The following is a 21,417-nucleotide window of genomic DNA, read 5'->3' on the forward strand; positions in this document are numbered from 1 at the left end:
TTTGCGTTCAACAAACCATTGTTTAGAGGCTGATGCCTCTTCTCGGTATTGTCGCCTTAGAATTATGGAAACAAAATTATTTTCAAGGAGGAGGTTTTAAATGAGGTTATTTAACTTCTTTGCAATAATGTTCTTGCTGGTGGGGGCGTTGGCTTTTTCCGCCTGCACGGGCACGGACACGGAAACCGTAACCGAAACCGTAACGGAAACCACAACGGAAACCGTAACGGAAACTGAGTACGTGTGCGCTGACGGAACTACAGCGGCAAGCGCCGACATGTGCCCGGATCCGGAACCTGTTTATGACGAGATAGGGCCGGGTCATGAGGTAGGAAAAATGAACTGCTATGAGGATGGTGATCGCGACGGCATGATAGCCGGTACCGACATGGGCGATTGTATCCATGGCGAGGAGGGCAACGACTCCATTAAGGGCATGGGTGGTAACGACGTTCTTGACGGCGGTCCTGGAAACGACACGCTCTACGGGGGGCCCGGCAATGATGACCTTATCGGCGGCAGCGGCGACAACACGCTCTACGGGGGTGAAGGCGCCGACATTGCGGTCTACAAGGATGCTATGAGAGTAGTGGCCAACCTGGGCAACAATACAGCTAGGATTCGACACGCCGATCCTGAAATGGTGGACGAGCTCGTAGAGACGGGAGATAGCGGAATAGGTACAGATACCTTGATGGAAATCGAGAACGTCAAGGGCTCTCTCCTAGGAGCAGACATACTAACCGGCGATGACGGTCCGAACGTGCTTAAAGGTCTTGACCAGGCCGACACGCTTAACGGTGGAGACGGTGACGACATGATTCTTCCCAACCGTCCTGTGGATATGGATTCTAACGGTATGGCTATAGCAAACGTGGCCAGCGGCACCGAACCAGAAATTGACGGCGTTGATGTGGTCGACGGGGGAGAGGGGAGCGACACCATAAACTACGAGGGTGAAAGCGGATCGCTGGTCGTTGCCCTTGGCACTGTTGTTGCAGCGGTGCCAGACGATCCTGCCACGACGGATACCAACGAAGCGGTCATTGCTCACGTGGCGGCCACGGTTGGTGCCGTTACCGACATGGTCGTGGTTGTGAATCGAGGCACGGAAGATGAGCCGAAACTAGAGAGCACCATTGAGAACGTTATGGGAGGCTTCGGTGGCGACACGCTTACTGGTGACGCTCGGAGCAACACGCTTACAGGCGGAGCCGGTGTCGACACGCTTAACGGAGAAGCAGCCCCCGACGGCGCGGACACGATGGGCGCTGACGACACGCTTAACGGCGGTCCCGGTGGTGACACGCTTAACGGCGGTCCCGGTGGTGACACGCTTAACGGCGGCGCGGACGACGACACGCTTAACGGCAATGCAGGCGATGATACGCTTGACGGCGGAGGCGGTGACGACACGCTTGCAGGCGGCGACGGCGATGACGTATATATTATCACCAAAGGCGATGCCGGTGATACGATCAGCGCGTTTGTGGCTGGCGACATGATACATCTGAAGGGCTTCACGTCCGCCGATAGGACTGAGAACAACCTAAATATGACAGCAGCAGGCGTGCTTCAGCATGTGGACAAAGATGACTCAACTGATACTACTGATCTTGTCACCCTTAGTGCCGGTGGGGGTCTTGTCCGGCTGACCCAGGACGTACGGTACGTGGACTGAGGCAACGGAGCTAAACTTGTTTGTTTTAAGCGCGGTTTCCGGTAATCCCGGTTGCCGCGCTTTTTTTTTATGGGGCCGGTTTGCTAGCGCTTCGTGTCAGGTGAGTTCCCGCTCTCGTTTGCAAATGGCCCGCCCCCTTTTTAATCTCCTCCTGTTGTTATGAGAGGGTCGGTGCCGGTTTTCCGCAAGTCCCGGCTGAAGATGTCCCGACATGCCGACCCTTCCATTGAATCAGCTCTTTGTACTTGAGTCTTTTCCCGTTCACTGCCTCGATAACGGCATCTATCTGCTCGATAGTCACAAGCGGGCGGATGTTGCGTCTTCCCGCATGCTCATCTGTGTGGCGTTGAAGGTGCTGCTTGCTCATCTTGCGATAAACTCCAGCGTGCCCTCTTTTGAGCATGAACCAAAAAGGCTCTATGCCTTGCCTGTGAGCTTGTCCTTCTTTTATGGATTCTCCGGCTGAGTGGCTTACCGCCTCGTGCCTGTAGCTCTTCTTCGCGAGCCATTTGTACCCGCAGTTCTGACCCGTGTAAACTGCGGTGCCTTCGGGTACGGTTTCTTGCATCATGCTCTGAAGCGTGATACTTGAAACGGGTTCGGCAATCTTCGCCTTAACCTTCTTGCCTGCTCTTTCCTTAATTGCCACGACAGGGATCTTGTCCTGCGCTCCGGCTCCTGACACGCGAGGCTTCTTTTAAGTGTGCGTGTTGTGGTATTTCCCCCTGACGCAGGTTTTATCCATCTCTACATCTACCGCGTGTCACCGTGACGATGTCGTGCGGATGAGGACGATGGACGTATTGGCTGGCGGTATTTGAAATAAACTTTTATAATAAGCCCTCCCCCCACGCGTGTTCTTAAACTGTATCGATCTTCAAAAGCTTTGGACAATGGTGTCGCCTCGCACCGTTGTGCCCCCTTTTGCCGTTTCTGCCGCCCCGTTAAAATTCTGTATAATAGTACTCCCATGAGTTCGCAGACTCCCCTTATGAACCAGTACCTCCGCGTAAAAAGGGAATGCCCGGACGCGATACTTCTTTTCAGGCTCGGGGATTTCTACGAGATGTTCTACGATGACGCGAAAACCGCGTCGGAAATACTCGGCATAGCCCTCACCTCGAGGGACCGCTCAAAGAAAAACCCCGTGCCGCTTTGCGGCGTTCCCTTCCACAGCGCCGAACCCCACATATCTAAGCTTCTCGCAAGCGGAAAGAAGGTGGCGGTCTGCGAGCAGATAGGGGATCCGAAGCAGGCAAAGGGAATCGTTGAGAGAAAGGTAGTGAGGGTTCTCACTCCCGGGGTGGTCCTAGATTCAGAGAACCTCGAAGGAAAAAGCAACAATTTTCTCGCGTGCGTCGCGGAGGAAGAGGACGGCTTCGGGCTTTCTTTCTCCGACATCTCGACCGGGGAGTTTCGCGCCTCCTTTTTTCACTCGCGGGAAGACCTTCTCTCAGAGCTTGTGCACATCGATCCTAAGGAAATCCTCGTTCCGGATCAAGACACCGATTCTCCTTGGCTTAAATCCCTGCTAGGCTCAACCCCCTGCGCTCTTGTGACCAAGGTCGATTCCTGGAAGTGGGAGGTTGGGAGATGCGCGGAGATCCTGCGGGACGGCTTCTCCGTGCTTACCTTGGAGGCCACGGAGATCGAGAAAAGACCGGGATGTGTTGTGGCCTGCGGGGTGCTTTTCGATTACCTGCGGGAAACGCAGAGGGACTTCCTGCCGCGGATAGAGTTCCCGAGGTACTACGATACCGTCGACTACATGAAAATAGACGAGTGGACCGCGAGGAACCTCGAGCTCAGAAGCTCTGCCGACGGGTCCGTGAAACACTCGCTGCTCGGCGTAATGGACGAGACCCGCTCTCCAATGGGCGCGAGGCTCCTTCGCCGCTTTATGAGCTATCCTCTGCTCGATGTCGAGGAGATAAAGAAAAGACAGGAGGCCGCGGCCGAGCTGCTTGAGAACCTCTCCGCGAGGGAAGACCTGGCGGAGGCGCTTCGCCATATCGGGGATCTTGAGAGGCTCATTCACAGGATCGAAACCCCGTCCGCGAGGCCCAGGGACCTTGCCTCGCTTCGGGATTCCTCGTTTTACATAGAGAAGCTTCGCGACGCCATGTGGGATCTTAGCTCGGAGGCCCTTGCGTCACTTCGAGAGAGGATGGATGATTTCCGGGATCTTCGGGATTATCTCGAGGGAGCGCTTGTGGAGGCCCCGCCCGTTTTCGCGCGGGAGGGAGGGATAATAAGGGAAGGGTTTTCCCCCGAGCTTGACCGCCTCCGCAAGATCCAGAGCGACGGGCGCAGGTGGATATCCGAGCTTGAGGGGCGGGAGAGGGAGCGGACCGGGATAACCAACCTAAAGATCGGCTACAACAGGGTGTTCGGCTACTACATAGAAGTTACCAACTCAAAGCTCTCGCTCGTTCCCGAGGACTACTCGAGAAGACAAACTCTTGCGGGAAGCGAGCGCTTCATTTCCCCCGAGCTGAAGGAGTACGAAGAGCAGATACTGACGGCAGCGGAGCGCATAGCCGAGCTTGAGACCTCTCTTTTCGAGCGGGTGCGCGTGCGTGCGGCCGCCGAGGCGAAGCGGATAAAGGCCACGGCGGCAGTGGCAGCCGAGACAGACGTTTTTTGCTCCATGGGAGAGATAGCCTCGCGCTACGGCTACTGCCGCCCGGAATTTGTCTCTAATCCCACAGTCGAACTCCGCGACTCCCGCCACCCCGTGGTAGAGAGGATAAGCCTTGAGAAGGGATTCGTTCCGAACGACGTCACGCTTGATTCTGAAGCTGACCGCTTCATGATAATCACGGGGCCCAACATGTCGGGCAAGTCGACCCTCATAAGGCAGGTGGCCCTCATATCTCTCATGGCCCAGATGGGAAGCTTCGTTCCGGCGCGCGCGGCGCGCCTCGGGGTGGTCGACCGGATATTCTCAAGAGTCGGGGCGTCGGACAATCTCACGGCGGGGCGGTCAACATTCATGGTTGAGATGGTCGAGACGGCGCACATCCTGCAGAACGCCACCCCGAGGAGCCTCGTCATACTGGATGAGATCGGGCGGGGCACCAGCACCTTTGACGGGATGAGCATAGCGTGGGCGGTTTCCGAGTATCTGTATGACTTGGGGCCCCTCACCCTTTTCGCCACACACTACCACGAGCTCTCAAACCTCGTGGACGTAAAGCCCGGGATCACGAACTCCAACGTGTCGGTAAAGGAGGAGGGGGGAGAGATACTGTTTCTCCGCAAGCTTCTCCCGGGAGCCACGAGCCACAGCTACGGCATACAGGTGGCCCGTCTTGCCGGTGTCCCTCCGAAGGTTCTTGCCTCGGCCAGGAAGGTCCTTTTTTCCCTCGAGAAGCTGAAGGCCTCTTTGTCCCAGTCGATGCTCGGCGGACAGCTTCTTCTTTTCGACGAGGAAGCGGACAGGGAATCGGAAGCCGCCTATCGCAAGGAAGAGCTTTTGGCTGAGGATCTTGCGACGCTTGATCCCATGAATATGACCCCTATGGAGGCGTTGGAAAAACTCGTGGAACTCTCCGAGAAGGCCAAACAGAGCCGCTCCTAGCCCCGGGGGATGCCCTCTTTTTTCCCTCCATCCCTTGACACTCGCAAAAACGTGCTTACTTTATAGTTGGCACTTGGCAGGCAGGAGTGCCAGACAAGCTTTAAAAAGTTAAAAAGGAGGTATTTGAGATGAAGATAAGACCGCTATATGACAAGGTCTTGATAAAGTGTCTTGATATGTCTGAGACGACGGAAGGGGGAATCATAATCCCCGACACCGCCGCTGAGAAACCCCAGCAGGCGGAGGTTGTTGCCGTGGGAAAGGGAAGGCCTATTGAAAACGGAGAAATTTTTCCGCTTGACGTCAAGGAAGGCGACAGGGTTCTTTTCGGGAAATACAGCGGAAACGAGGTTTCCCTCGGCGGCGAGGATTACCTGATTATCGCCGAACACGAAATACTCGCGGTAATAGAAGACTAACTAAAGGAGGAAGCAAAAAAATGGCAAAGGATCTGTTATTTGACACTGAGGCCAGAGAGAAGGTTCTCGAGGGCGTTAACAAGCTCGCGGCCGCTGTAAGGGCGACGCTGGGTCCCAGGGGACGCAACGTGCTCATAGAGAAAACGTTCGGAGCTCCGGTAGTAACCAAGGACGGGGTTTCCGTGGCTAAGGAAGTGGAACTTGAGGACAAGTTCGAGAACATGGGAGCCCAGATGGTGAAGGAAGTCGCCTCGAAAACAAGCGACGTCGCGGGAGACGGCACCACCACAGCCACCATACTGGCCCAGGCCATATACCGCGAAGGAATAAAGCTGGTGGCCGCGGGACACGACCCCATGAAGCTTAAAAGGGGAATAGACCAGTCGGTCGAGGTTGTGACCGACAGCATAAGGAAATCAAGCAAGCAGGTAAAGGGCCGCACGGAGATAGCCCAGGTTGCCACGGTTTCCGCAAACGGTGACGGCAATGTCGGAAGCATCATAGCCGACGCCATGGAGAAGGTAGGAAAGGACGGCGTTATAACCGTGGAAGAGGGAAGAAGTCTCGACACGGAGCTTGACGTTGTGGAGGGAATGCAGTTTGACAGAGGATACCTGAGCCCCTACTTCGTAACCGAGCCCGAGAAGATGACGGTTGAGCTTGAGGATCCGCTCATCCTGCTTTTCGACAAGAAGATAGCTAACATGAAGGATCTTCTCCCGCTTCTTGAGGAAGCGGCGAGAAGCACCAAGCCCCTTCTGATAATCGCCGAGGACGTCGAGGGAGAGGCCCTCGCGACTCTCGTCGTTAACAAGATCAGGGGAACGATAAAGGTCGCGGCCATAAAGGCTCCCGGGTTCGGGGACCGCAGGAAGGACATGCTCGAGGACATAGCCGTTCTCACCGGAGGACAGGTTATATCCGAAGAGGCCGGCATGAAGCTTGAAAACGCGAAGATAACCGATCTCGGAAAGGCGAAAAGGGTCGTCATAGACCGCGACGACACCACGCTGGTCGGAGGCTCGGGCACCAGAAGCGCCATAGAGGGCCGCATAGGCCAGATCAAGAACCAGATAGGGATAGCAAGCGGCGAGTACGACCGCGAGAAGCTCCAGGAGCGCCTCGCCAAGCTCGCCGGAGGCGTGGCCGTGATTAGGGTAGGGGCCGCCACCGAGACCGAGATGAAAGAGAAAAAGGACAGGGTTGAGGACGCCTTAAACGCCACCCGGGCAGCGGTCGAGGAAGGAATAGTTCCGGGCGGAGGCGTTGCCTTCATAAGGGCCATAGGCGCGGTCAGCAAGTACGGCGGCGCGGACTCGGAGGAGCAGGCGGGAGTCAACATCGTAAAGAAAGCGCTTGAGGAGCCCCTTAGGGGAATAGCTTCCAACGCTGGATGGGACGGTTCCATAGTGGTCGAGAAGGTAATCAACCAGAAGGGCTCAAACGGCTTTGACGCCGCGAAGCTCGAGTACACGGACCTCATAAAGGCCGGTATCCTCGATCCCGCGAAAGTGACCAGGACCGCCATGCAGAACGCGGCAAGCGTCGCGGGCCTTCTGCTTACCACAGAGGCGCTCGTGGTCGACATTGAGAAAGATGATTCGGGCGCGGGAGTGCCTCCGGGCGGACCGATGGGCATGGGCGGCATGATGTAAGAGCCTCCCGGCACTGGGGAAAACAAACCGAAGCGGGCACGGCGCTCTGGCGCCCTGCCCGCTTTTTTTTTGCCGTTTTGAATTTTTTTTAATTTTCCCTTGACAGTTTAAGTAAATTACTTATATTTTATAGTGTTGATTAGAAACAATGATCAATACTCATCCTTCATCCTCCTTTTTGTAATAGAGAGCGTCTCGGCCCCCCTGAGGCGCTCTTTTTTTGTCTAATCGAAAAGGTGGTGTATATTTTCTGCCCAGACGCGTTTTCGGGAGTCTATTGAAATGAAACGATACTACCTGCCCTTGGCTGCCCTGGTTCTGATCGCCCTTGTGTGGTTTGCGGTCCTGGGGTTTCTTCGCACGGACAAGACAAAGTTCTACGGGGACGAGTACCGCCGCCCCGCCTTTGATTTTTCGCTCACCGACCAGCGGAACCAGAAATTCATTCTCTCTGAGCACGCGGACAAGGTCATACTGCTTAACTTCGGCTTCACCAACTGCCCCGACGTGTGCCCCACGACTCTCGGGATACTGGGCGAGGTGCTTGATATCGTGGGAGACGATAGGGCGATGGCGCTTTTCGTAACCGTCGACCCCGAGCGCGACACCGCCGAGCGCCTCGGCGCCTACATACCGTTTTTCCACGACCGCATAGTGGGGCTTACGGGTTCCGAGGAGAAAATAAAACAGGTAAACGACGCCTGCGGGACCTTTTATTCAAAGGAGCAGGAGATCTCGGAAGAGGATTACATGGTGGTTCACTCTCCCGCCGTTTACCTGATAGGCCCGGGCGGTGCGATGTTGCTGCGCTACCCCAAGGAAAAGCTTCTTCCGGAGAAAATGGCCGATGACGTAAAACGCCTTCTCCTTTAATGGACCGAACCCATGAGAAAACGCCTTCTTTTCCTTCTTCTTTTCCTTCTTCCGGCTCCCTTGGCGCACGGCGAAGGAATATCGGTAACGGATCCGTGGGTAAGGCAAAACCCGCCGGGCACTTCCGTGACCGCGGCCTACATGGTTATCGAGAATCCCGGTGCGGATGACGAGCTGCTCGGGATTCGCTGCGCCTGCGCCCGCGAGGCCTCGATTCACGTTATCGAGATGAAGAAGGGTTCAGATTCCATGGTGATGCGGGAGGTCCCGTCGATAGCTATTCCCTCGGGCGCTTCGCTCGCCCTTTCCCCGGGAGGCACCCACGTGATGCTGATGGGACTCTCGGGCGATATGGATAAAAGCGTGGTTTTGGAGCTGGAATTCCGCTCGGGCGCGCGGATATCGGTTACCGCGCCCGTTCTCTCCCCCAAGGCCGCGCAGAAGCACAGCCACCACTAGGGCTTACTGCTTGGAGTAGGAGACGGTCAGCACCTGGTCGTCCGAGCCCGTCTGCTGCGCGGGGCCTTTCATTTCGCACTTGGCCCTCATGACGCCCCCCGCCTCGGTTATCAGGGTTTCGATCAGTATTTCTCCGGTTATCCTGCCGGTGCTTTTGATCTCAAGCGACCCGGCGTCTATCTTTCCGTTCACTTCCCCGAATATGATGACCCCTCCGGCGTTTATGTCCCCGGTGACCGAGCCGTTCGGACCAACCACGAACGTGTGGTCCGCCTTCACGTTCCCCTTGAGAGTCCCCTCGACTTTCATCGACCCCTCGCACGAAATGTTCCCCTCGAACACCGCGCCCTTGCCGAGAATCGTTTCAACCGTCTCCGGGTTCTTTTTGCCGTTTTTCTGTTTCTTGCCGTACATGTCGTTTCCCCCCTATCTTATGTATTTTTTGGGGTTTAATCTCATTCCGTGCCTTATTATCTCGTAGTGAAGATGCGGCCCGCTTGAGCGTCCGGTCGACCCGATCTCCCCTATCTTCTCCCCCGCGACGACCTTCTGGCCCTTTTTTACCTCTATCTTCGAGAGGTGCGCGTAGAGAGTCTTGTAGCCTTTTTTATGCTTGATGACTACATACTTGCCGTAGCCCTTGACCCGTTTCGCCTTGTCGACCACGCCGTCTGCCGTGGCGACTACCTCGGTCCCCGTTTTCCCCCTGAAGTCGATTCCGCCGTGAAACTCCCTCGCACCGGAGAAAGGAGATTTCCTGTAGCCGTATCCCGAGGAGATGCTCCCCGAGACGGGTTTTCCGAATGGAAGGACCGCCAGGGAGTCGGCGATGCGGTCTATGTCCTTTTCCACCGCGTCAAAGTAGTCATGGCCTATGTCGTCCACCCTGAACCCGCGCCCGCCTATGGCCGGAGTCCGCCTCTGCTTCTTGGTCGAGAGCTTCTTCTCCATGGAGGCAAGCTTTTTCTCAAGCCTTAAAACTCTTTTTATGAACTTGTCCTCAAGCCGCTTGTCTACGATTATGTCCTGCGACATGTTCGCGACGGCGTCGAGCAGCTCGTTTATCTCCGCTTCCTTCTGCGCCCGTATATCTTCTGCTTCCCCGTAGAGACTGTATGAGAAGAAAAAGGATAAAAACGCGCCCGCAAGGAAAGTTCCAAGCACTCCAAGCGCCATGTGAAACCGCGCCCTGCTGATACCCCAGGAGCGGGTCCAGCCGAACTTGTTGCAGGATACGGTAAGCGACAGTCCGTCGTTTCTTTTCTCCACCCTTAACCTCGCTGCCGCCCGGGAGGCGGCACGTAAATCATGATACGAATCTCCCGTTAAGGATAATCTATAAAAGCCCCTTGTCAAAAAGCCCCAGGCCGCCGCGGCGCCCTGCCGTGGGGCCGGAGAGTCCCCGCTAGTCCGAGTAGCCGGAGATGCGCCCCAGCTGCTCAAGCGTCCTCACTCCCTCGTAGAACTCTCCCCCGATTTCCCAGGTGGGATAGCTCTTTATGTTCTTGGCCGCGCAGAGCGCGGGGTCGGGGTCGGGACCTCTTCGACTGCACTCAACGTAGGTTATGTAGCCGAACGCCCCTCCGAAAAGCTGCTTCTGCCTCTCGCAGTGAGAGCATTTGTAGGAGCCGTACATGGTGGCTCCCCGCTCGGAGAGGTATTTCGCGAGGCTCGCCTGGTAAAAGGTGGCGCTTGAGGGCGATGAGGCCTCTTCTGGCGCCGGAGAGTGAACGGAGTAGGAAATGGCGAACACAAGGACGATCACCGCCCCCGCCCCGCCAAGCGACACGAGAGCACGCCCGGTCGTCCCCTCCCTCCGGGATGCCGCGAGCAAAAACACCGCCGCCGCCACTGCTGCAGACACAACGCACCAGGAGCAGATCGCGTCTATTATAAAAAGCTCGAGGTAGGTTAGGTAGGCGGAAAAACCGACCGCCGCGGCCGAGAGCCAGAAAACAAGGCTCCACTTGGTCCTCCGCCCGAGCGGCAGGAGCACGGCGCCGGCCATGGTGGCGTATCCCAGCACTCCCAGAAGCGAAACCGGGATGCCGCCGATGCTCGAGTAGCGGCTCTCCCTCACCACGTCACAGCCATGCCCCGTGAGGCAGAGCTCGGCTCCCCCGAGCACAAAGTCCGCCACGAGCAGATACACGGAGACCGCCGTTCCCAGCACGCAGAGGGCAAACGCCGCAAGCCCCGTCCCCTCGCCCAGAAAGCTGTTTTTCCATTTGGCCATGGCTGAAACCACCCGTGGGGATATTATACAGCCTATCCGCGGGGTTTAGAAACCGCGGCGGCACAGAAGTTTAAGGACGCGTTAACGGTTTTTTAAGAGGTGATTAAAAAACGCAAAACCTTCGATTTTCCCCTTGTTTTTTCCGCTCCCTGCGGTTTAATAGGTCTTAGGGAAGATGATTAACAACGACAACGTAGCTCACAAGGTCACATTTCCCCGTCCGGCGGAAGGCGGCAGGGCGGCGGCGACGGCGAACCTCGTCTCGACGGTGTTCTCTCCCGCGCTCGTGGTCTTCTACGCCGTCCTTCTCTGCTCCTACTCGATCGAGCACTCCTCGAAGTTTCTCTGGGCCTCCTTTTTCGTGCTGCTTTTCGTGCTCGCCCCCACGGCCTACATTTTCTATCTCATGGGCCAGGGCAAGGTGACGGATTTTCACATAAGCGTCAGGGAGGAGCGGATAAGGCCGCTGAGCGTCATCTTCATCTACTCGGTCTTTCTGCTTATGTTTTACAGTTTCGTCGGCGGACCCGCCGCGCTCGTGACGCTCGGCTATTCGTGCCTGGCGCTGACGGGCCTCTGGATACTGGTATCGTTTTACTGGAAGATAAGCGGCCACTGCGCCGCCATGGGCGCTTTGGGGGCTATGGTGTTCGCCCACCCGCACGAGAGCCTGATTTTCGTTCTTCCGCCCCTGGCCCTGCTGGTTATGTGGTCGAGAGTGAGGCTCGGGTGCCACAGCCTAGCCCAGACTGTCGCGGGACTGGCCATGGGCACAGCGGTTTTCTGGTTTTTCCTTTCCTGATTCCCGGGGTCGGGCGGTCCTTGTTCAGATAAAAAGGTCCATGAGCCCCTTTTTCTCCGCGTCCTCTATGGGGGAACCGCTTGGGTGGCGGAACTCCTCCTCGCCTCCGTAACGCTCGGCCAGGGCCAGTATGGTTTCGGATATGTCGGGAACGACGTCCCGGTAGGGCTCGGACTTTGCCCGGGGAAGCCTGACCCACTTCTCGAGGGTCCCGTCGAATTCTTCGTCCACCCTGTGGAGCACCTCGAATCCCATCTGATCAAGCGCCACGGCGTTGCATTCCTGCTCGTACTGCCCCTTCATCGGCACCGCCAGCAGCTTCTTCCCGAGGAAAAGGGCCTCAGACGGCGTCTCGAACCCCGCGTTTGTGAGTATGCCCTCGCAGCCGGTGAAACTCTCTATGAACCTCTCGTAGCTCACCGGGTACACGGCGACGTTGCCCTCCGTGTAGGGCTCTCCCTTGTAGTGCTTCGAGAAAAGCTCCCAGGGCACGTCGATTTTGCTCAGGTGCCTGATCAGGGTGCGCTCGTCAAAACTCGGGAGGTAAACCGTGTAGTGGCCGTTTTGGCGGACGTCGAAGCGGCGGAGCTCCCCTCTTATTATGGGAGTCTTTATGAAATTGTCGTATTCGCGGAAGTGGAGCCCCAGCGGTATGCACACCGGGGCGTACCACTTTATTATGAACTCCATCACCTTGTTCGGCTTCTCGGGCCTCGGGGTCTTAGGGGAGACGAACGAGGTCTGGTGGGAGAGCGAAACGCAGGGGCGTTTCTTAAGGCGGCACGCCCACGAGGATATGGGCTCGAAGTCGCTTACCACCATGTCGTAATCCGCGACGGGGAGGTCGTTGACGTCCCCTAGCAGCTTGTCGAAGCGGGCCTTCTTTATCGAGGCGTAGTAGTCGATCCCGCCGTTTTTCCCGAAAACGAACCCGAGCCCCCGCAGGTTGTACTTGACCTCGAAGCCGAGATCTATCTCGTGCTGGCGCTCGCTTACCATTATGTCGACCTCGACCGACTTTCTGAGCTCGGCTATCACGTCTCTTGAGCGGCTTATGTGACCGTTTCCGGTTCCCTGTATGGCGTAGAGTATCTTCATCTGCTCTTTTCCCGCGCGAAAATATATTGTAATCCCTTTTGCGCGCGTTGTTAAACGGAACCCGCGGATACAGTTATCCGCGGCATTGTCAAAGCGGGGTAAACGTCCCGTTAAGGGGTGGTTAAAGGCTCGTTCCGGGCGCTTTGGGGCCACTTGCCCATTCGCCGGGGTTTGGTTAACCTAAATGCTCCGTCAAGGCGCATCCGTCATCGGGAGGACTTCATATGGAAATCAAATGGGCGAAGAGAATCGAGGAGCTTCCTCCGTACCTTTTCGCGGAGATCGACAGGAAAAAGGACGAGCTCGTCCAGAAGGGGGTCGACGTGATCGACCTGGGGGTGGGCGATCCGGACATACCGACGCCCGATCACATAATCGAGTCGCTTCGCGAGGCCGCGGGGAATCCCGAGCACCACCGTTACCCCTCCTACGTGGGGATGCTGTCTTTTCGGGAGGCGGCGGCCGACTGGTATGCGGAGCGCTTCGGGGTGACCCTCGATCCCGCAAAAGAAGTAGTGACGCTGATAGGCTCGAAGGAAGGGATAGCCCATGCGCCCCTCGCGTTCGTTGACCCGGGGGACGTGGCGCTCGTGCCGGACCCGGGATACCCGGTGTACCCGGTTTCGACCACGTTTGCGGGAGGAGTTCCCTATCCCATGCCGCTTCTCAAGGAAAACGGCTTTTTCCCTGACCTCGACGCCATTCCCTCCGCGGTGGCGGAGAAAGCGGTCATGATGTTTCTTAACTATCCCAACAACCCGACCACGGTTCTCGCAAACGAGGGATTTTTCAAAGAGGTGGTCGATTTCGCGCGGGAAAACAGCATACTGGTGTGTCACGACGCGGCCTACACCGAGATAGCGTTTTACGGCCAGAATCCCATCAGCTTCCTTGAGATACCGGGGGCGATGGATGTCGGAATCGAGTTCCACTCGCTGTCGAAGACCTTCAGCATGACCGGGTGGCGCCTAGCGTTCGCCGCGGGCAACGAGAAGGCCATAGCGGGCCTGGGGAAGATAAAGACGAACATAGACTCGGGGGCTTTCCAGGCGGTCCAGGAGGCGGGCATAACGGCTCTTCAGAACAGCTCCTTGGGGCTTGAGGAAAGAAAGGAGGTCTACAGGGAGCGCCTTGAGATATTCTGCCGGGGGCTTGAGGAGGCGGGCATAGAGTACACCCGGCCCGAGGCCACCTTCTACGTGTGGTTCGAGGTTCCCGAGGGGATAAGCTCTTCGGAGTTCTGCGCGAGGATGCTTTCTGAGGCGGGAGTGGTGGTCACTCCCGGAAACGGGTTCGGGGACTGCGGGGAGGGCTACGCCAGGGTTTCCGTCACGTTCGATACCGAGAGGATAAGGCAGGCGGCCGAGAGGATAGCCAGTTTCAGGCCGTAGGCGCTCGGGGCCCTAGCCACAGCGAAAAAGAGGTTTACCATAGTGTTTGATTTTCTTAAGTACTTTTGCACCCTGCTTTACATTATTTCTTCCGTTTTTCTCTGCGTATTCGGTCTTCACCGCTACTACCTGGTGCATCTTTACTCGAGGGCCAAGGCGCGCCGGGGAGAAGCCCCGGGGGGCGGGGGTCCGCTTCCGCGCGTCACGGTGCAGCTGCCCGTCTATAACGAGATGTACGTAACCGAGAGGCTTATGCGGGCGGTCTGCGGCATCGACTACCCGAGAGAGCTTCTCGAAGTGCAGGTCCTTGACGACTCAACCGACGACACAAGCCGCATAGCCGCGGGCTGCGCGGAGGAGCTTCGGGCCGCGGGGTTTGACATAAAGCATATCCGAAGGGGATCCCGGGAAGGGTACAAGGCCGGGGCGCTTGCAGCGGGCTGCGCCGAGGCAAGCGGGGAGCTTTTGGCGGTTTTCGACGCGGATTTCGTTCCCCCGAGGGATTTTCTCAGAAAAACCGTGCCATGCTTTGAGGATCCGGAGGTCGGGATAGTGCAGACGAGATGGGGGCATCTGAACCGCGACTACTCCCTTCTCACAAAGGCCCAGTCCGTGCTTCTTGACGGCCATTTCGTAATCGAGCAGGCGGCGCGCCACGGAAACGGCCTTTTTCTTAACTTTAACGGCACTGCCGGCGTGATCCGCAAGAAATGCATAGAGCTCTCCGGCGGGTGGCAGCACGACACCCTCACCGAGGATCTTGACCTGAGCTACAGGGCGCAAATAAATGGGTGGCGTGCGGTCTACCTGCCCGACGTGGTGTCTGACGCCGAACTTCCCGTTGACATGAACGCCTTTAAAATACAGCAGCACAGGTGGGTTAAGGGAGGAATCCAGACTGCCCTCAAGCTTCTGCCCACGGTACTCGGCGCCCCCGGGATTCCGTTTAAGGTAAAGGCCGAGAGCGTATTCCATCTTCTCGGCAACTTCAGCTACCTTTTCCTGCTCGCCACGATAATCCTCATAATACCCATGAACTTCCTCTGGGAGCGCATCTGGCTTAACGACCTTTTCATCGCGAGCGTCACAGGGGTGGCGGTCGGCACTTTCGCCATAATAAGGTTCTACATACTTGCCGTGGGGGAGGCCCACGGTTCCCGGGCTCGGGGATTTTACAAGTACATACCCGTTGCGCTAAGCGTTGGGGCGGGCATCGCCGTTAACAACGCCAAGGCCGTTTTGGAAGCGGTTGCGGGCAGGACGTCGGGCTTTGCGAGGACGCCCAAGTACGCCGTCGTCAGCAGGAAGGACGGGTGGAGAACCTCGGCGTATGTTTCCTCAAAAGGGGTTACGACTTTTTTCGAGGTCGTTCTCTCGCTTTTCTTCACGGTTCAGGTGGCCTACGTCCTGTACATGGGATTTTTCATCTGGATTCCCTTTTTACTGCTCATGCAGTTCGGTTTCACCTATACAGCTTTTCTCTCCATATATCACAGTTCGTGAATCAGGCACTCACCCGGATTGTTCGGATCCTCCTGGCTCGAAAAAATCACGAGTTTCGCGCCTATTCTGATCGAACTCAAGTTAGCCAACGTGCTCTCGAGGAGAAGTAGCGTATTCGAAAGCTTTTGTTCTTACTTCCTCGAGAATTTCTGCGTCGTTCCCACTCGGAGAGATCAGATCTTTTTCGGCCTGGGTAAGATCGGTTCCGTCCTTGAATCCCTCTCCCGTGTCGTCATCGTATATTTCTTCGACCGTGACCGCGATGCAAGGGGGGAGCGGGGCCATGACGACTAGCAGAAGAAAAAGTGCCCCGGGGAGAAGCTTTTTCACCACACTTAGTGATTGCATCTGATATGGGCCTTCCCCTTCTCGTCGAACCATGCCTTGGTTTCAACCATCTCGGATTCGGGAACATCGACCACTATGACGTAGTCTCCGTTTCCAAGATCGATCTGCCTGCCTTGGAATACCGTCTGGGTATTCTCAGGTTCGGGGGTGTTGGAGGAGGAGCGCGGAATCGCCTCGGCTTCGTCGTTTTCGAGGCCGAGAGCATGCCATCTCTCATGGGTCAGGATTTCTCCCGTGTCCGGGTGTATGAAGGCTTTTGATTTGGCGCTGGGTGCGTCGGCAGGTCGCGAAACCGCCGCTTTTTGCCTTGAACGCTCTCCAAGAACTTCAGAAGTCTGGCTGTCGGCAAAAGACCCTGTCGGCCAAACGCAGATCAAAAGCGCGGTGATGAGCAGAAGTGCTTTCATATCAATGACAATTATAAGCGGATTTCGCTTCGAAGCGCAACCGGATTGAGTGCTAGGGGACCGTTGCAAGCCGGATTCGGTACGCTCCGCTCGCCTTGTTAAAAAGGTCATCTATTCCGAAGTAAAGGACGTTTGACGCCTCGTCCTGTTTTCCTTTATCCTCCTGAACGTGAACACGGGCCGCTCGCCTATGGACCTCGATATGAGCATTAGGCTCTGCACCACGACAAGCGTTACCTCGTAGGCTATGTTGAAGTAGGACTCTTCCCGCACCCGCACTCCGGAGACGACGTGGTTAACTATCTCCTCCGGCATGAAGTAGTGAGATAATGGGTCTATTTTCACTGAGTAGCGGGGAAAAACGGGAGAGAAGAAAAGAAGGTCATCCTCTCTTCCCGTTTCCCTGGCCACAGTCACTATGTTTGAGAAAATGGCGTTATCCCCCTTGGGATCTATCCAGAGGATGCTACGCCCGGCTCTTATGTCGTGCTCTATCATGGTTTCTGCGAGGCGGGTCTTTCCGCTTCGCGTGGCGCCCATGGTGAATATGTGCCCCTCCCTGTCCGCATCGGGAACTGTTATGGGAGCAGATCTTGCCTCGGGATCGCGGTCAAGTGCTGCGCCTTCGCCTATAGCGGTTCCCGCAGGCGGGGCCGGTTCCCTAAGTTTCTTTGTGCCGAGAGAGATCAAGAGATTTTTCTCCTGGGTTTTTTCTTGATTTTCTTCATCGCTGCCCTTTTGTTTTTTGTCCATTTTTCGACATTTGAAATACAATGTATTACAATTAGGAGCAAATGTCCATATCTTTTTTTGAAAACTTTTCCGGGACGGCGGATCCGCGGGAGCCTAGGGACGGAAAAACCGTCGGTTTTCCTCGCTTTACATATATGAGGAACAAAACTGTGAGCGGTGGACGCGGAGGATTCGTTCCCATATCGTCCTCTCCGCATGCGTCTCCCAGAAACATGATAGACGCGATATCGGAGATACAGCAGTACCATATATATAGAGCGCACGGGATTCTTGTATTTTTTGTGTTTAACCTGCTCGTGTTTCTGTTGAGTCCGAAAAACGTTTTTTATCTCACAGAAGCAGTCGGGAGTTTTATCGGGGACTCGGCTTCGCTTTATTGGGGAATAATGGAGATGAAGGAGCCTTTGCGCAAAAGCGCCGCTACGCAGCTTGTCCTCTCGCCCGCGCTCAGCCTGATTCCGTTTGTCACGCTTCGGCTTTTCGGGCGGGGGTGATGCTCAGATTGGTTTCTGGCGGGGATTCGCACGGATTGCATACCAGATAGTCCAATACGGGTGTTTTCGCCCCGGTTTCTGTCCTTGCCAAAGACAGCCCTATGATGCTTCAAAAGCTCCCTGTGGTTGTTGATTCTTGGTTTTCCCAGTCAAAAAACTCCTTGACATAATTGCCATTGTGCTTTATTGTTAAGGACGTATTAAGGAAGTGGAAGGTTTTCCGTTAAGGAAAAAAACGCTTGAATTAGGCTTGCTTTTATAGTAAGCTTGTAAAGAAATTGGTCATGTTCTGTGTCCATTTTAGGGGGATCAGTAATGATCGTTTACTTTGGAAATATAAATTTTACAGGAGGTAAGGAGAGATGATTCAAGCCAGATGGCTTATTATATTTTTCGCCGTTCTCGGTATGTCGATTCCGTCATTCGCCATAGACTGGTCGCTTGGCGGATTTCCGAGTTACCTGAGAACGAGGGCTCGTGTCATTGATAATGCCGTTGCCGGTGGTGATGGCATGATTAGTGTTGTTGATACGACGCTCAGGCTCACTCCGCAGTTGGGCTTAAGCGATGCAGTCACCGTGAGAGCTCAGGTTGATGTTGCTAGCAACATGATATGGGGTGGGCAGACTGCCCACTTTTTCGGTGGCACCATTTATGAGGATGACAGTGTGGTGCTTTCCGATCTCAGACCAAGCGACCGTTTCAACGGTGCGATTCTGACAGGCAATAAGGCGGTAGACGATGATTACGGGTTTTTCACCGTACGCATGCTTCACGCCGACATAGTTCTTCCGAACAACCTTGGTTTTGTAAGGATAGGACGCCAGCCCTTTGACTGGGGTCTCGGCATCCTTGCAAACGGCGGACACGATCCGCATTCGGATCTTGGTTTCGTGGTTGACAGGGCTCTTTGGTTAAAGTCCTTCCCGGCCGGAGCTGGAACCTTCACCTTGGTTCTCGTATCTGACGTGTTCAGCAACGGTAGTTCGTTGTTTGCCGGAGAAAACGGTGTAGGTTACGACATACTTGCCGCGGCGGGTATCTATAACCAGCAGATGGGAGACGTTAACGTGACTGTTGGGGCATACGGATTCCCCTACTTGCATCAGAACGACGTATTCAACGATGCGGGTTTCGGCTACGATTTTGATGTTGACCGTACTTCCCTATACTCCGGTCTTCTCGTTCTTAAGGCCGCTAGCTGGAGCCTCACCTACGAAGTCCAGATGTTCGGAGGGGGAGAAATAACCAATCCTGCGTTAGGTCCTCTTCCCGCTGGAGAATTTGAATTTGACTACGCTTTTGACATGGCTGGCCGCTTAGAGGTTTATCCTTCGATGATGGCTCAGGTAAGCACGGTAGGTGTTGAAGCTGGTTGGGCTCAGGGTGACGATGGTTCTACTCCTTTGACGATTGAGGGGAACGCTCTTCCTTTCAGCCCGGCTTATAACGTTGACAACCTCCTCTTCAAGCACGTCATTCCGACTATATATCAGATAGAGGGAAGCGTTATAAACGCTATTTACGTCAGGGCATACGCAAATATGCAGCTTGCTGACAATATAGGGTTTACTCCTCAGGTTCTGTTTGCCTGGAATGATGAGACGAATGCAGTTTCGGCCTTTGACTCGAATTATCCTGGTATTGCGGATTTCGGTGGTGGTGCAGGTAATCGGGGTATTTCTAGCACTGAAGTTGAAAAATATCTCGCTACCGAGATCGAGGGGACGCTTACTTGGACGCTTCATCCGGGTGTAAACCTTGACTTCATCGGAAGCTTGGTGCTTGCCGGCGACGGTCTTACAGACCTTATGGAGTCTCATGCAGCTGCTAATGAAGTGACTGATGCCGATGTTGAGGATACGATCTGGGGATTCCAGACAAGGTTGATGGTTTACATCGATCAGTTCGCGAAATAAAAACAAAATCAAAGCTCACAAAGCTTGAATGAAGCGGGCTTCCTAACAAAGGTCGCCCGCTTTTTTTTGCCCTTTTGAAACCGGGAGGAATTTTCTCTTGGCCCCAAATTAGTCTTTTTCCGGTTTTTTCAGTAAATTCTTAGCGCAGATTCGGGGAGGATGACGAAGAATCCGGACCTATGCATAGAGCACAAGGGTTCGGTTTCAGGTAACAGAGCTATCTCGATGTCGAAACGCTTAAAGATATTTCTGGTTTTTGCCGCGTGCTTTCTTTTCGCCACAGGTGGGGTTTCAGCCCTTACGCTCACGCAGGCAAAGATAATGGCCCTTGAGAAAAACCACGACATAAGGGTCTGGATGCTCGGCGTCGACGCCGCCCGCGGGGAGCACAAGAGCAGGAAGGGCGCATACGATCCCGAGATAAGCTTTATGGCCTCGTACGCTGATACCAAGATTCCCACCTCGAGTTCTCTCATAGAGGACGGAATAATAAATGCCGAAGTTTTCTCTTTTGGAAGCGAACTCTCGGGCAGGCTTCCCACCGGGACCTTCTATAAGCTCTACGACCTCGAGGTGTCGAGAACCGAGACCGATTCCCCGATTGAAAGCCTTAGCCCGTCATGGGCTGCGAGCCTCGGTTTCAGCGTGGGGCAGGAGCTTCTCCGCGGCTTCGATATTGCTTCTGACAGGGTATCGGTTGTGCTCTCGAGAAAAGACAAGAACATATCCGTGTACGAGTTCGAGCGCGTGGTGGCAAAGACGCTTTTTGATCTTGAGAAAAGCTACTGGGGAGTAGTGGCCGCCGCCCGCGACCGCGACCTTGAGAAAAAAGCCTATGATTTGGCACTTGATCTTGAGAGGAGAACCGGAATACAGGTGGAGGTCGGGGTTCTGCCGAGAGTGACCCTTACACAGGCGCGCTCTGAGAGCGCCGCTAGGAAGGTGAGGATGATAAACGCGGAGAACGCCTACGAGGCCTCTATGGACGCGCTTAAGAACCTGCTTGTCATCCCCTTGGAGGAGAGCGTCGAACTGCTTGAGATAACCGATTCCATGCCGACTGCGTATGACCCGGTGTCAGAGCTTGAGGCGGTGCTTCAGGCCTTTGAGAAACGTCCCGAGATGCGCCGGGCAGAGCAGGAGATGGAAAAGGCCCAGGCGCTTAAGACCTTTTACTCCCGCCAGAGGCTTCCCCGTCTCACGGTCGAGGGCCGTCTCGAGTATCTGGGTCTCGGAGGCTCCGAGAACCCCGACAGGATAATTTTCGGGGGGCTTGCCGACGTGTCCCCGCGCTTTGCCGATTCCTCGCACGCCTATGACAGCATCGTCGACCGTGATTTTCCGAGCTGGAGCGTCACGGGGAAGCTCAGCTTTCCCGTTTTTGGGAGAAAGGCCGGGGGAGACTACGCAAAGGCCCGTGCCGACTATGACCGAAGCGTTATAAGCTACCAGAAGCAGAAAGATGCTGTGCGCCTTGACGTGAGAAACGCCATAAGGGAGATTGCAAGCAGCCGGAAAAAAATGGAGGCCGCCCTGCTTTCGACCAACTTGGCCAAAGAGGTTCTGGGAAACGAGGAGGAAAAGTTCAAGGCGGGACTTTCCACAACGAGGGAGATACTCGAGGCGCAGAGGGACCTCATAAGCGCAGAGGCCAACTACATAAGCGCCTTCGCAAGCTACCGGATCGCCTTGGCCGACCTTGAACGCGCAAGGGGGACGATGATTGAAAGCAATTCCTTTCTCATAGAGAACCACTCGGACATCGCGCCTTATCTTGAAGTTAACTGATTTTCCGG

General features: G+C 55.5%; 20 protein-coding genes. 12 read left to right on the top strand and 8 right to left on the bottom strand.

The annotated features are described in order from the left end of the window. Window positions 1-100: 100 nt before the first annotated feature. Window positions 101-1,681 carry a calcium-binding protein gene (locus F4X55_07480; GenBank protein MYC40828.1) on the top strand — a complete coding sequence of 527 codons (1,581 nt, stop codon included), beginning with the start codon at window positions 101-103 and terminating at the stop codon, window positions 1,679-1,681. Window positions 1,682-1,838: 157 nt separating this feature from the next. On the opposite strand, the gene F4X55_07485 is transcribed toward F4X55_07480, so the two are convergent. Next, window positions 1,839-2,366: an IS1595 family transposase gene (locus F4X55_07485; protein MYC40829.1), complete on the bottom strand. Its 528-nt coding sequence runs from the start codon at window positions 2,364-2,366 to the stop codon at window positions 1,839-1,841. Window positions 2,367-2,651: 285 nt separating this feature from the next. Between F4X55_07485 and mutS the strand changes: the two genes are divergently transcribed. The 5 genes from mutS (at window position 2,652) to F4X55_07510 (ending at window position 8,670) form a co-directional block, all read left to right on the top strand. After that, window positions 2,652-5,264: a DNA mismatch repair protein MutS gene (gene mutS, locus F4X55_07490; protein MYC40830.1), complete on the top strand. Its 2,613-nt coding sequence runs from the start codon at window positions 2,652-2,654 to the stop codon at window positions 5,262-5,264. Between the two features lie 128 nt (window positions 5,265-5,392). Continuing rightward, entirely contained in the window at window positions 5,393-5,683 is a 291-nt protein-coding gene (locus F4X55_07495; protein MYC40831.1) for a co-chaperone GroES, read from the top strand. Window positions 5,684-5,703: 20 nt separating this feature from the next. Next, on the top strand, window positions 5,704-7,338 hold the full coding sequence (gene groL, locus F4X55_07500; GenBank protein MYC40832.1) for a chaperonin GroEL: 1,635 nt from the start codon (window positions 5,704-5,706) through the stop codon (window positions 7,336-7,338). Between the two features lie 282 nt (window positions 7,339-7,620). Beyond that, on the top strand, window positions 7,621-8,211 hold the full coding sequence (locus F4X55_07505; GenBank protein ID MYC40833.1) for an SCO family protein: 591 nt from the start codon (window positions 7,621-7,623) through the stop codon (window positions 8,209-8,211). Between the two features lie 12 nt (window positions 8,212-8,223). Continuing rightward, window positions 8,224-8,670 carry a copper chaperone PCu(A)C gene (locus F4X55_07510; GenBank protein MYC40834.1) on the top strand — a complete coding sequence of 149 codons (447 nt, stop codon included), beginning with the start codon at window positions 8,224-8,226 and terminating at the stop codon, window positions 8,668-8,670. Window positions 8,671-8,673: 3 nt separating this feature from the next. Here the strand turns inward: F4X55_07510 and F4X55_07515 are convergent, their stop codons facing one another. The 3 genes from F4X55_07515 to F4X55_07525 form a co-directional block, all read right to left on the bottom strand. Continuing rightward, the gene (locus F4X55_07515) at window positions 8,674-9,084 is read right to left on the bottom strand and encodes a polymer-forming cytoskeletal protein (GenBank protein MYC40835.1); all 411 of its coding nucleotides are present in this window, start codon (window positions 9,082-9,084) and stop codon (window positions 8,674-8,676) included. A gap of 12 nt (window positions 9,085-9,096) precedes the next feature. Next, the gene (locus F4X55_07520) at window positions 9,097-9,939 is read right to left on the bottom strand and encodes a M23 family metallopeptidase (protein MYC40836.1); all 843 of its coding nucleotides are present in this window, start codon (window positions 9,937-9,939) and stop codon (window positions 9,097-9,099) included. A gap of 136 nt (window positions 9,940-10,075) precedes the next feature. After that, entirely contained in the window at window positions 10,076-10,906 is an 831-nt protein-coding gene (locus F4X55_07525; protein ID MYC40837.1) for a vitamin K epoxide reductase family protein, read from the bottom strand. A 175-nt stretch (window positions 10,907-11,081) separates the two neighbouring features. Here F4X55_07525 and F4X55_07530 point away from each other — a divergent pair, with 175 nt between their 5' ends. Next, entirely contained in the window at window positions 11,082-11,708 is a 627-nt protein-coding gene (locus F4X55_07530; GenBank protein ID MYC40838.1) for a phosphatase PAP2 family protein, read from the top strand. Between the two features lie 24 nt (window positions 11,709-11,732). Here F4X55_07530 and F4X55_07535 read toward each other — a convergent pair whose 3' ends face one another. Then, complete coding sequence (locus F4X55_07535) at window positions 11,733-12,806, bottom strand: glycosyl transferase (protein MYC40839.1); 1,074 nt, start codon at window positions 12,804-12,806, stop codon at window positions 11,733-11,735. 224 nt (window positions 12,807-13,030) lie between these two features. Between F4X55_07535 and F4X55_07540 the strand changes: the two genes are divergently transcribed. Beyond that, the gene (locus F4X55_07540) at window positions 13,031-14,197 is read left to right on the top strand and encodes an LL-diaminopimelate aminotransferase (GenBank protein ID MYC40840.1); all 1,167 of its coding nucleotides are present in this window, start codon (window positions 13,031-13,033) and stop codon (window positions 14,195-14,197) included. Window positions 14,198-14,239: 42 nt separating this feature from the next. Beyond that, window positions 14,240-15,700, top strand: a complete 1,461-nt coding sequence (locus tag F4X55_07545) for a glycosyltransferase (protein ID MYC40841.1) — start codon at window positions 14,240-14,242, stop codon at window positions 15,698-15,700. An 81-nt stretch (window positions 15,701-15,781) separates the two neighbouring features. Here the strand turns inward: F4X55_07545 and F4X55_07550 are convergent, their stop codons facing one another. The 3 genes from F4X55_07550 to F4X55_07560 all read right to left on the bottom strand — a co-directional run bounded on the left by F4X55_07550 (window position 15,782) and on the right by F4X55_07560 (window position 17,208). Beyond that, window positions 15,782-16,048 carry a hypothetical protein gene (locus tag F4X55_07550; GenBank protein ID MYC40842.1) on the bottom strand — a complete coding sequence of 89 codons (267 nt, stop codon included), beginning with the start codon at window positions 16,046-16,048 and terminating at the stop codon, window positions 15,782-15,784. Next, window positions 16,036-16,455, bottom strand: a complete 420-nt coding sequence (locus F4X55_07555; GenBank protein ID MYC40843.1) for a hypothetical protein — start codon at window positions 16,453-16,455, stop codon at window positions 16,036-16,038. Before F4X55_07555 ends, F4X55_07550 begins: the two co-directional genes overlap by 13 nt. A 111-nt stretch (window positions 16,456-16,566) precedes the next feature. Further along, entirely contained in the window at window positions 16,567-17,208 is a 642-nt protein-coding gene (locus tag F4X55_07560; GenBank protein MYC40844.1) for a hypothetical protein, read from the bottom strand. Between the two features lie 149 nt (window positions 17,209-17,357). On the opposite strand from F4X55_07560, the gene F4X55_07565 reads away from it, so the two are divergent. The 3 genes from F4X55_07565 to F4X55_07575 all read left to right on the top strand — a co-directional run bounded on the left by F4X55_07565 (window position 17,358) and on the right by F4X55_07575 (window position 21,409). Further along, complete coding sequence (locus F4X55_07565) at window positions 17,358-17,702, top strand: hypothetical protein (protein ID MYC40845.1); 345 nt, start codon at window positions 17,358-17,360, stop codon at window positions 17,700-17,702. A gap of 362 nt (window positions 17,703-18,064) precedes the next feature. Further along, window positions 18,065-19,621, top strand: a complete 1,557-nt coding sequence (locus tag F4X55_07570) for a hypothetical protein (protein MYC40846.1) — start codon at window positions 18,065-18,067, stop codon at window positions 19,619-19,621. A 159-nt stretch (window positions 19,622-19,780) separates the two neighbouring features. Then, window positions 19,781-21,409, top strand: coding sequence for a TolC family protein (locus F4X55_07575; protein ID MYC40847.1), 1,629 nt, complete (start codon window positions 19,781-19,783; stop codon window positions 21,407-21,409). The last annotated feature ends 8 nt before the right edge of the window (window positions 21,410-21,417 follow it).

Source organism: Candidatus Dadabacteria bacterium (assembly GCA_009840385.1).
In the GTDB taxonomy this organism is placed as follows: domain Bacteria; phylum Desulfobacterota_D; class UBA1144; order Nemesobacterales; family Nemesobacteraceae; genus Nemesobacter; species Nemesobacter australis.

What these genes read in the sequence shown, in the direction of transcription:
- F4X55_07480 (MYC40828.1), top strand. Translation starts at nt 101, where the DNA reads ATGAGGTTATTTAACTTCTTTGCAATAATGTTCTTGCTGGTGGGGGCG.
- mutS (MYC40830.1), top strand. Translation starts at nt 2,652, where the DNA reads ATGAGTTCGCAGACTCCCCTTATGAACCAGTACCTCCGCGTAAAAAGG.
- F4X55_07495 (MYC40831.1), top strand. Translation starts at nt 5,393, where the DNA reads ATGAAGATAAGACCGCTATATGACAAGGTCTTGATAAAGTGTCTTGAT.
- groL (MYC40832.1), top strand. Translation starts at nt 5,704, where the DNA reads ATGGCAAAGGATCTGTTATTTGACACTGAGGCCAGAGAGAAGGTTCTC.
- F4X55_07505 (MYC40833.1), top strand. Translation starts at nt 7,621, where the DNA reads ATGAAACGATACTACCTGCCCTTGGCTGCCCTGGTTCTGATCGCCCTT.
- F4X55_07510 (MYC40834.1), top strand. Translation starts at nt 8,224, where the DNA reads ATGAGAAAACGCCTTCTTTTCCTTCTTCTTTTCCTTCTTCCGGCTCCC.
- F4X55_07515 (MYC40835.1), bottom strand. Translation starts at nt 9,084, where the DNA reads ATGTACGGCAAGAAACAGAAAAACGGCAAAAAGAACCCGGAGACGGTT.
- F4X55_07525 (MYC40837.1), bottom strand. Translation starts at nt 10,906, where the DNA reads ATGGCCAAATGGAAAAACAGCTTTCTGGGCGAGGGGACGGGGCTTGCG.
- F4X55_07530 (MYC40838.1), top strand. Translation starts at nt 11,082, where the DNA reads ATGATTAACAACGACAACGTAGCTCACAAGGTCACATTTCCCCGTCCG.
- F4X55_07535 (MYC40839.1), bottom strand. Translation starts at nt 12,806, where the DNA reads ATGAAGATACTCTACGCCATACAGGGAACCGGAAACGGTCACATAAGC.
- F4X55_07540 (MYC40840.1), top strand. Translation starts at nt 13,031, where the DNA reads ATGGAAATCAAATGGGCGAAGAGAATCGAGGAGCTTCCTCCGTACCTT.
- F4X55_07550 (MYC40842.1), bottom strand. Translation starts at nt 16,048, where the DNA reads ATGCAATCACTAAGTGTGGTGAAAAAGCTTCTCCCCGGGGCACTTTTT.
- F4X55_07555 (MYC40843.1), bottom strand. Translation starts at nt 16,455, where the DNA reads ATGAAAGCACTTCTGCTCATCACCGCGCTTTTGATCTGCGTTTGGCCG.
- F4X55_07560 (MYC40844.1), bottom strand. Translation starts at nt 17,208, where the DNA reads ATGGACAAAAAACAAAAGGGCAGCGATGAAGAAAATCAAGAAAAAACC.
- F4X55_07570 (MYC40846.1), top strand. Translation starts at nt 18,065, where the DNA reads ATGATTCAAGCCAGATGGCTTATTATATTTTTCGCCGTTCTCGGTATG.
- F4X55_07575 (MYC40847.1), top strand. Translation starts at nt 19,781, where the DNA reads ATGACGAAGAATCCGGACCTATGCATAGAGCACAAGGGTTCGGTTTCA.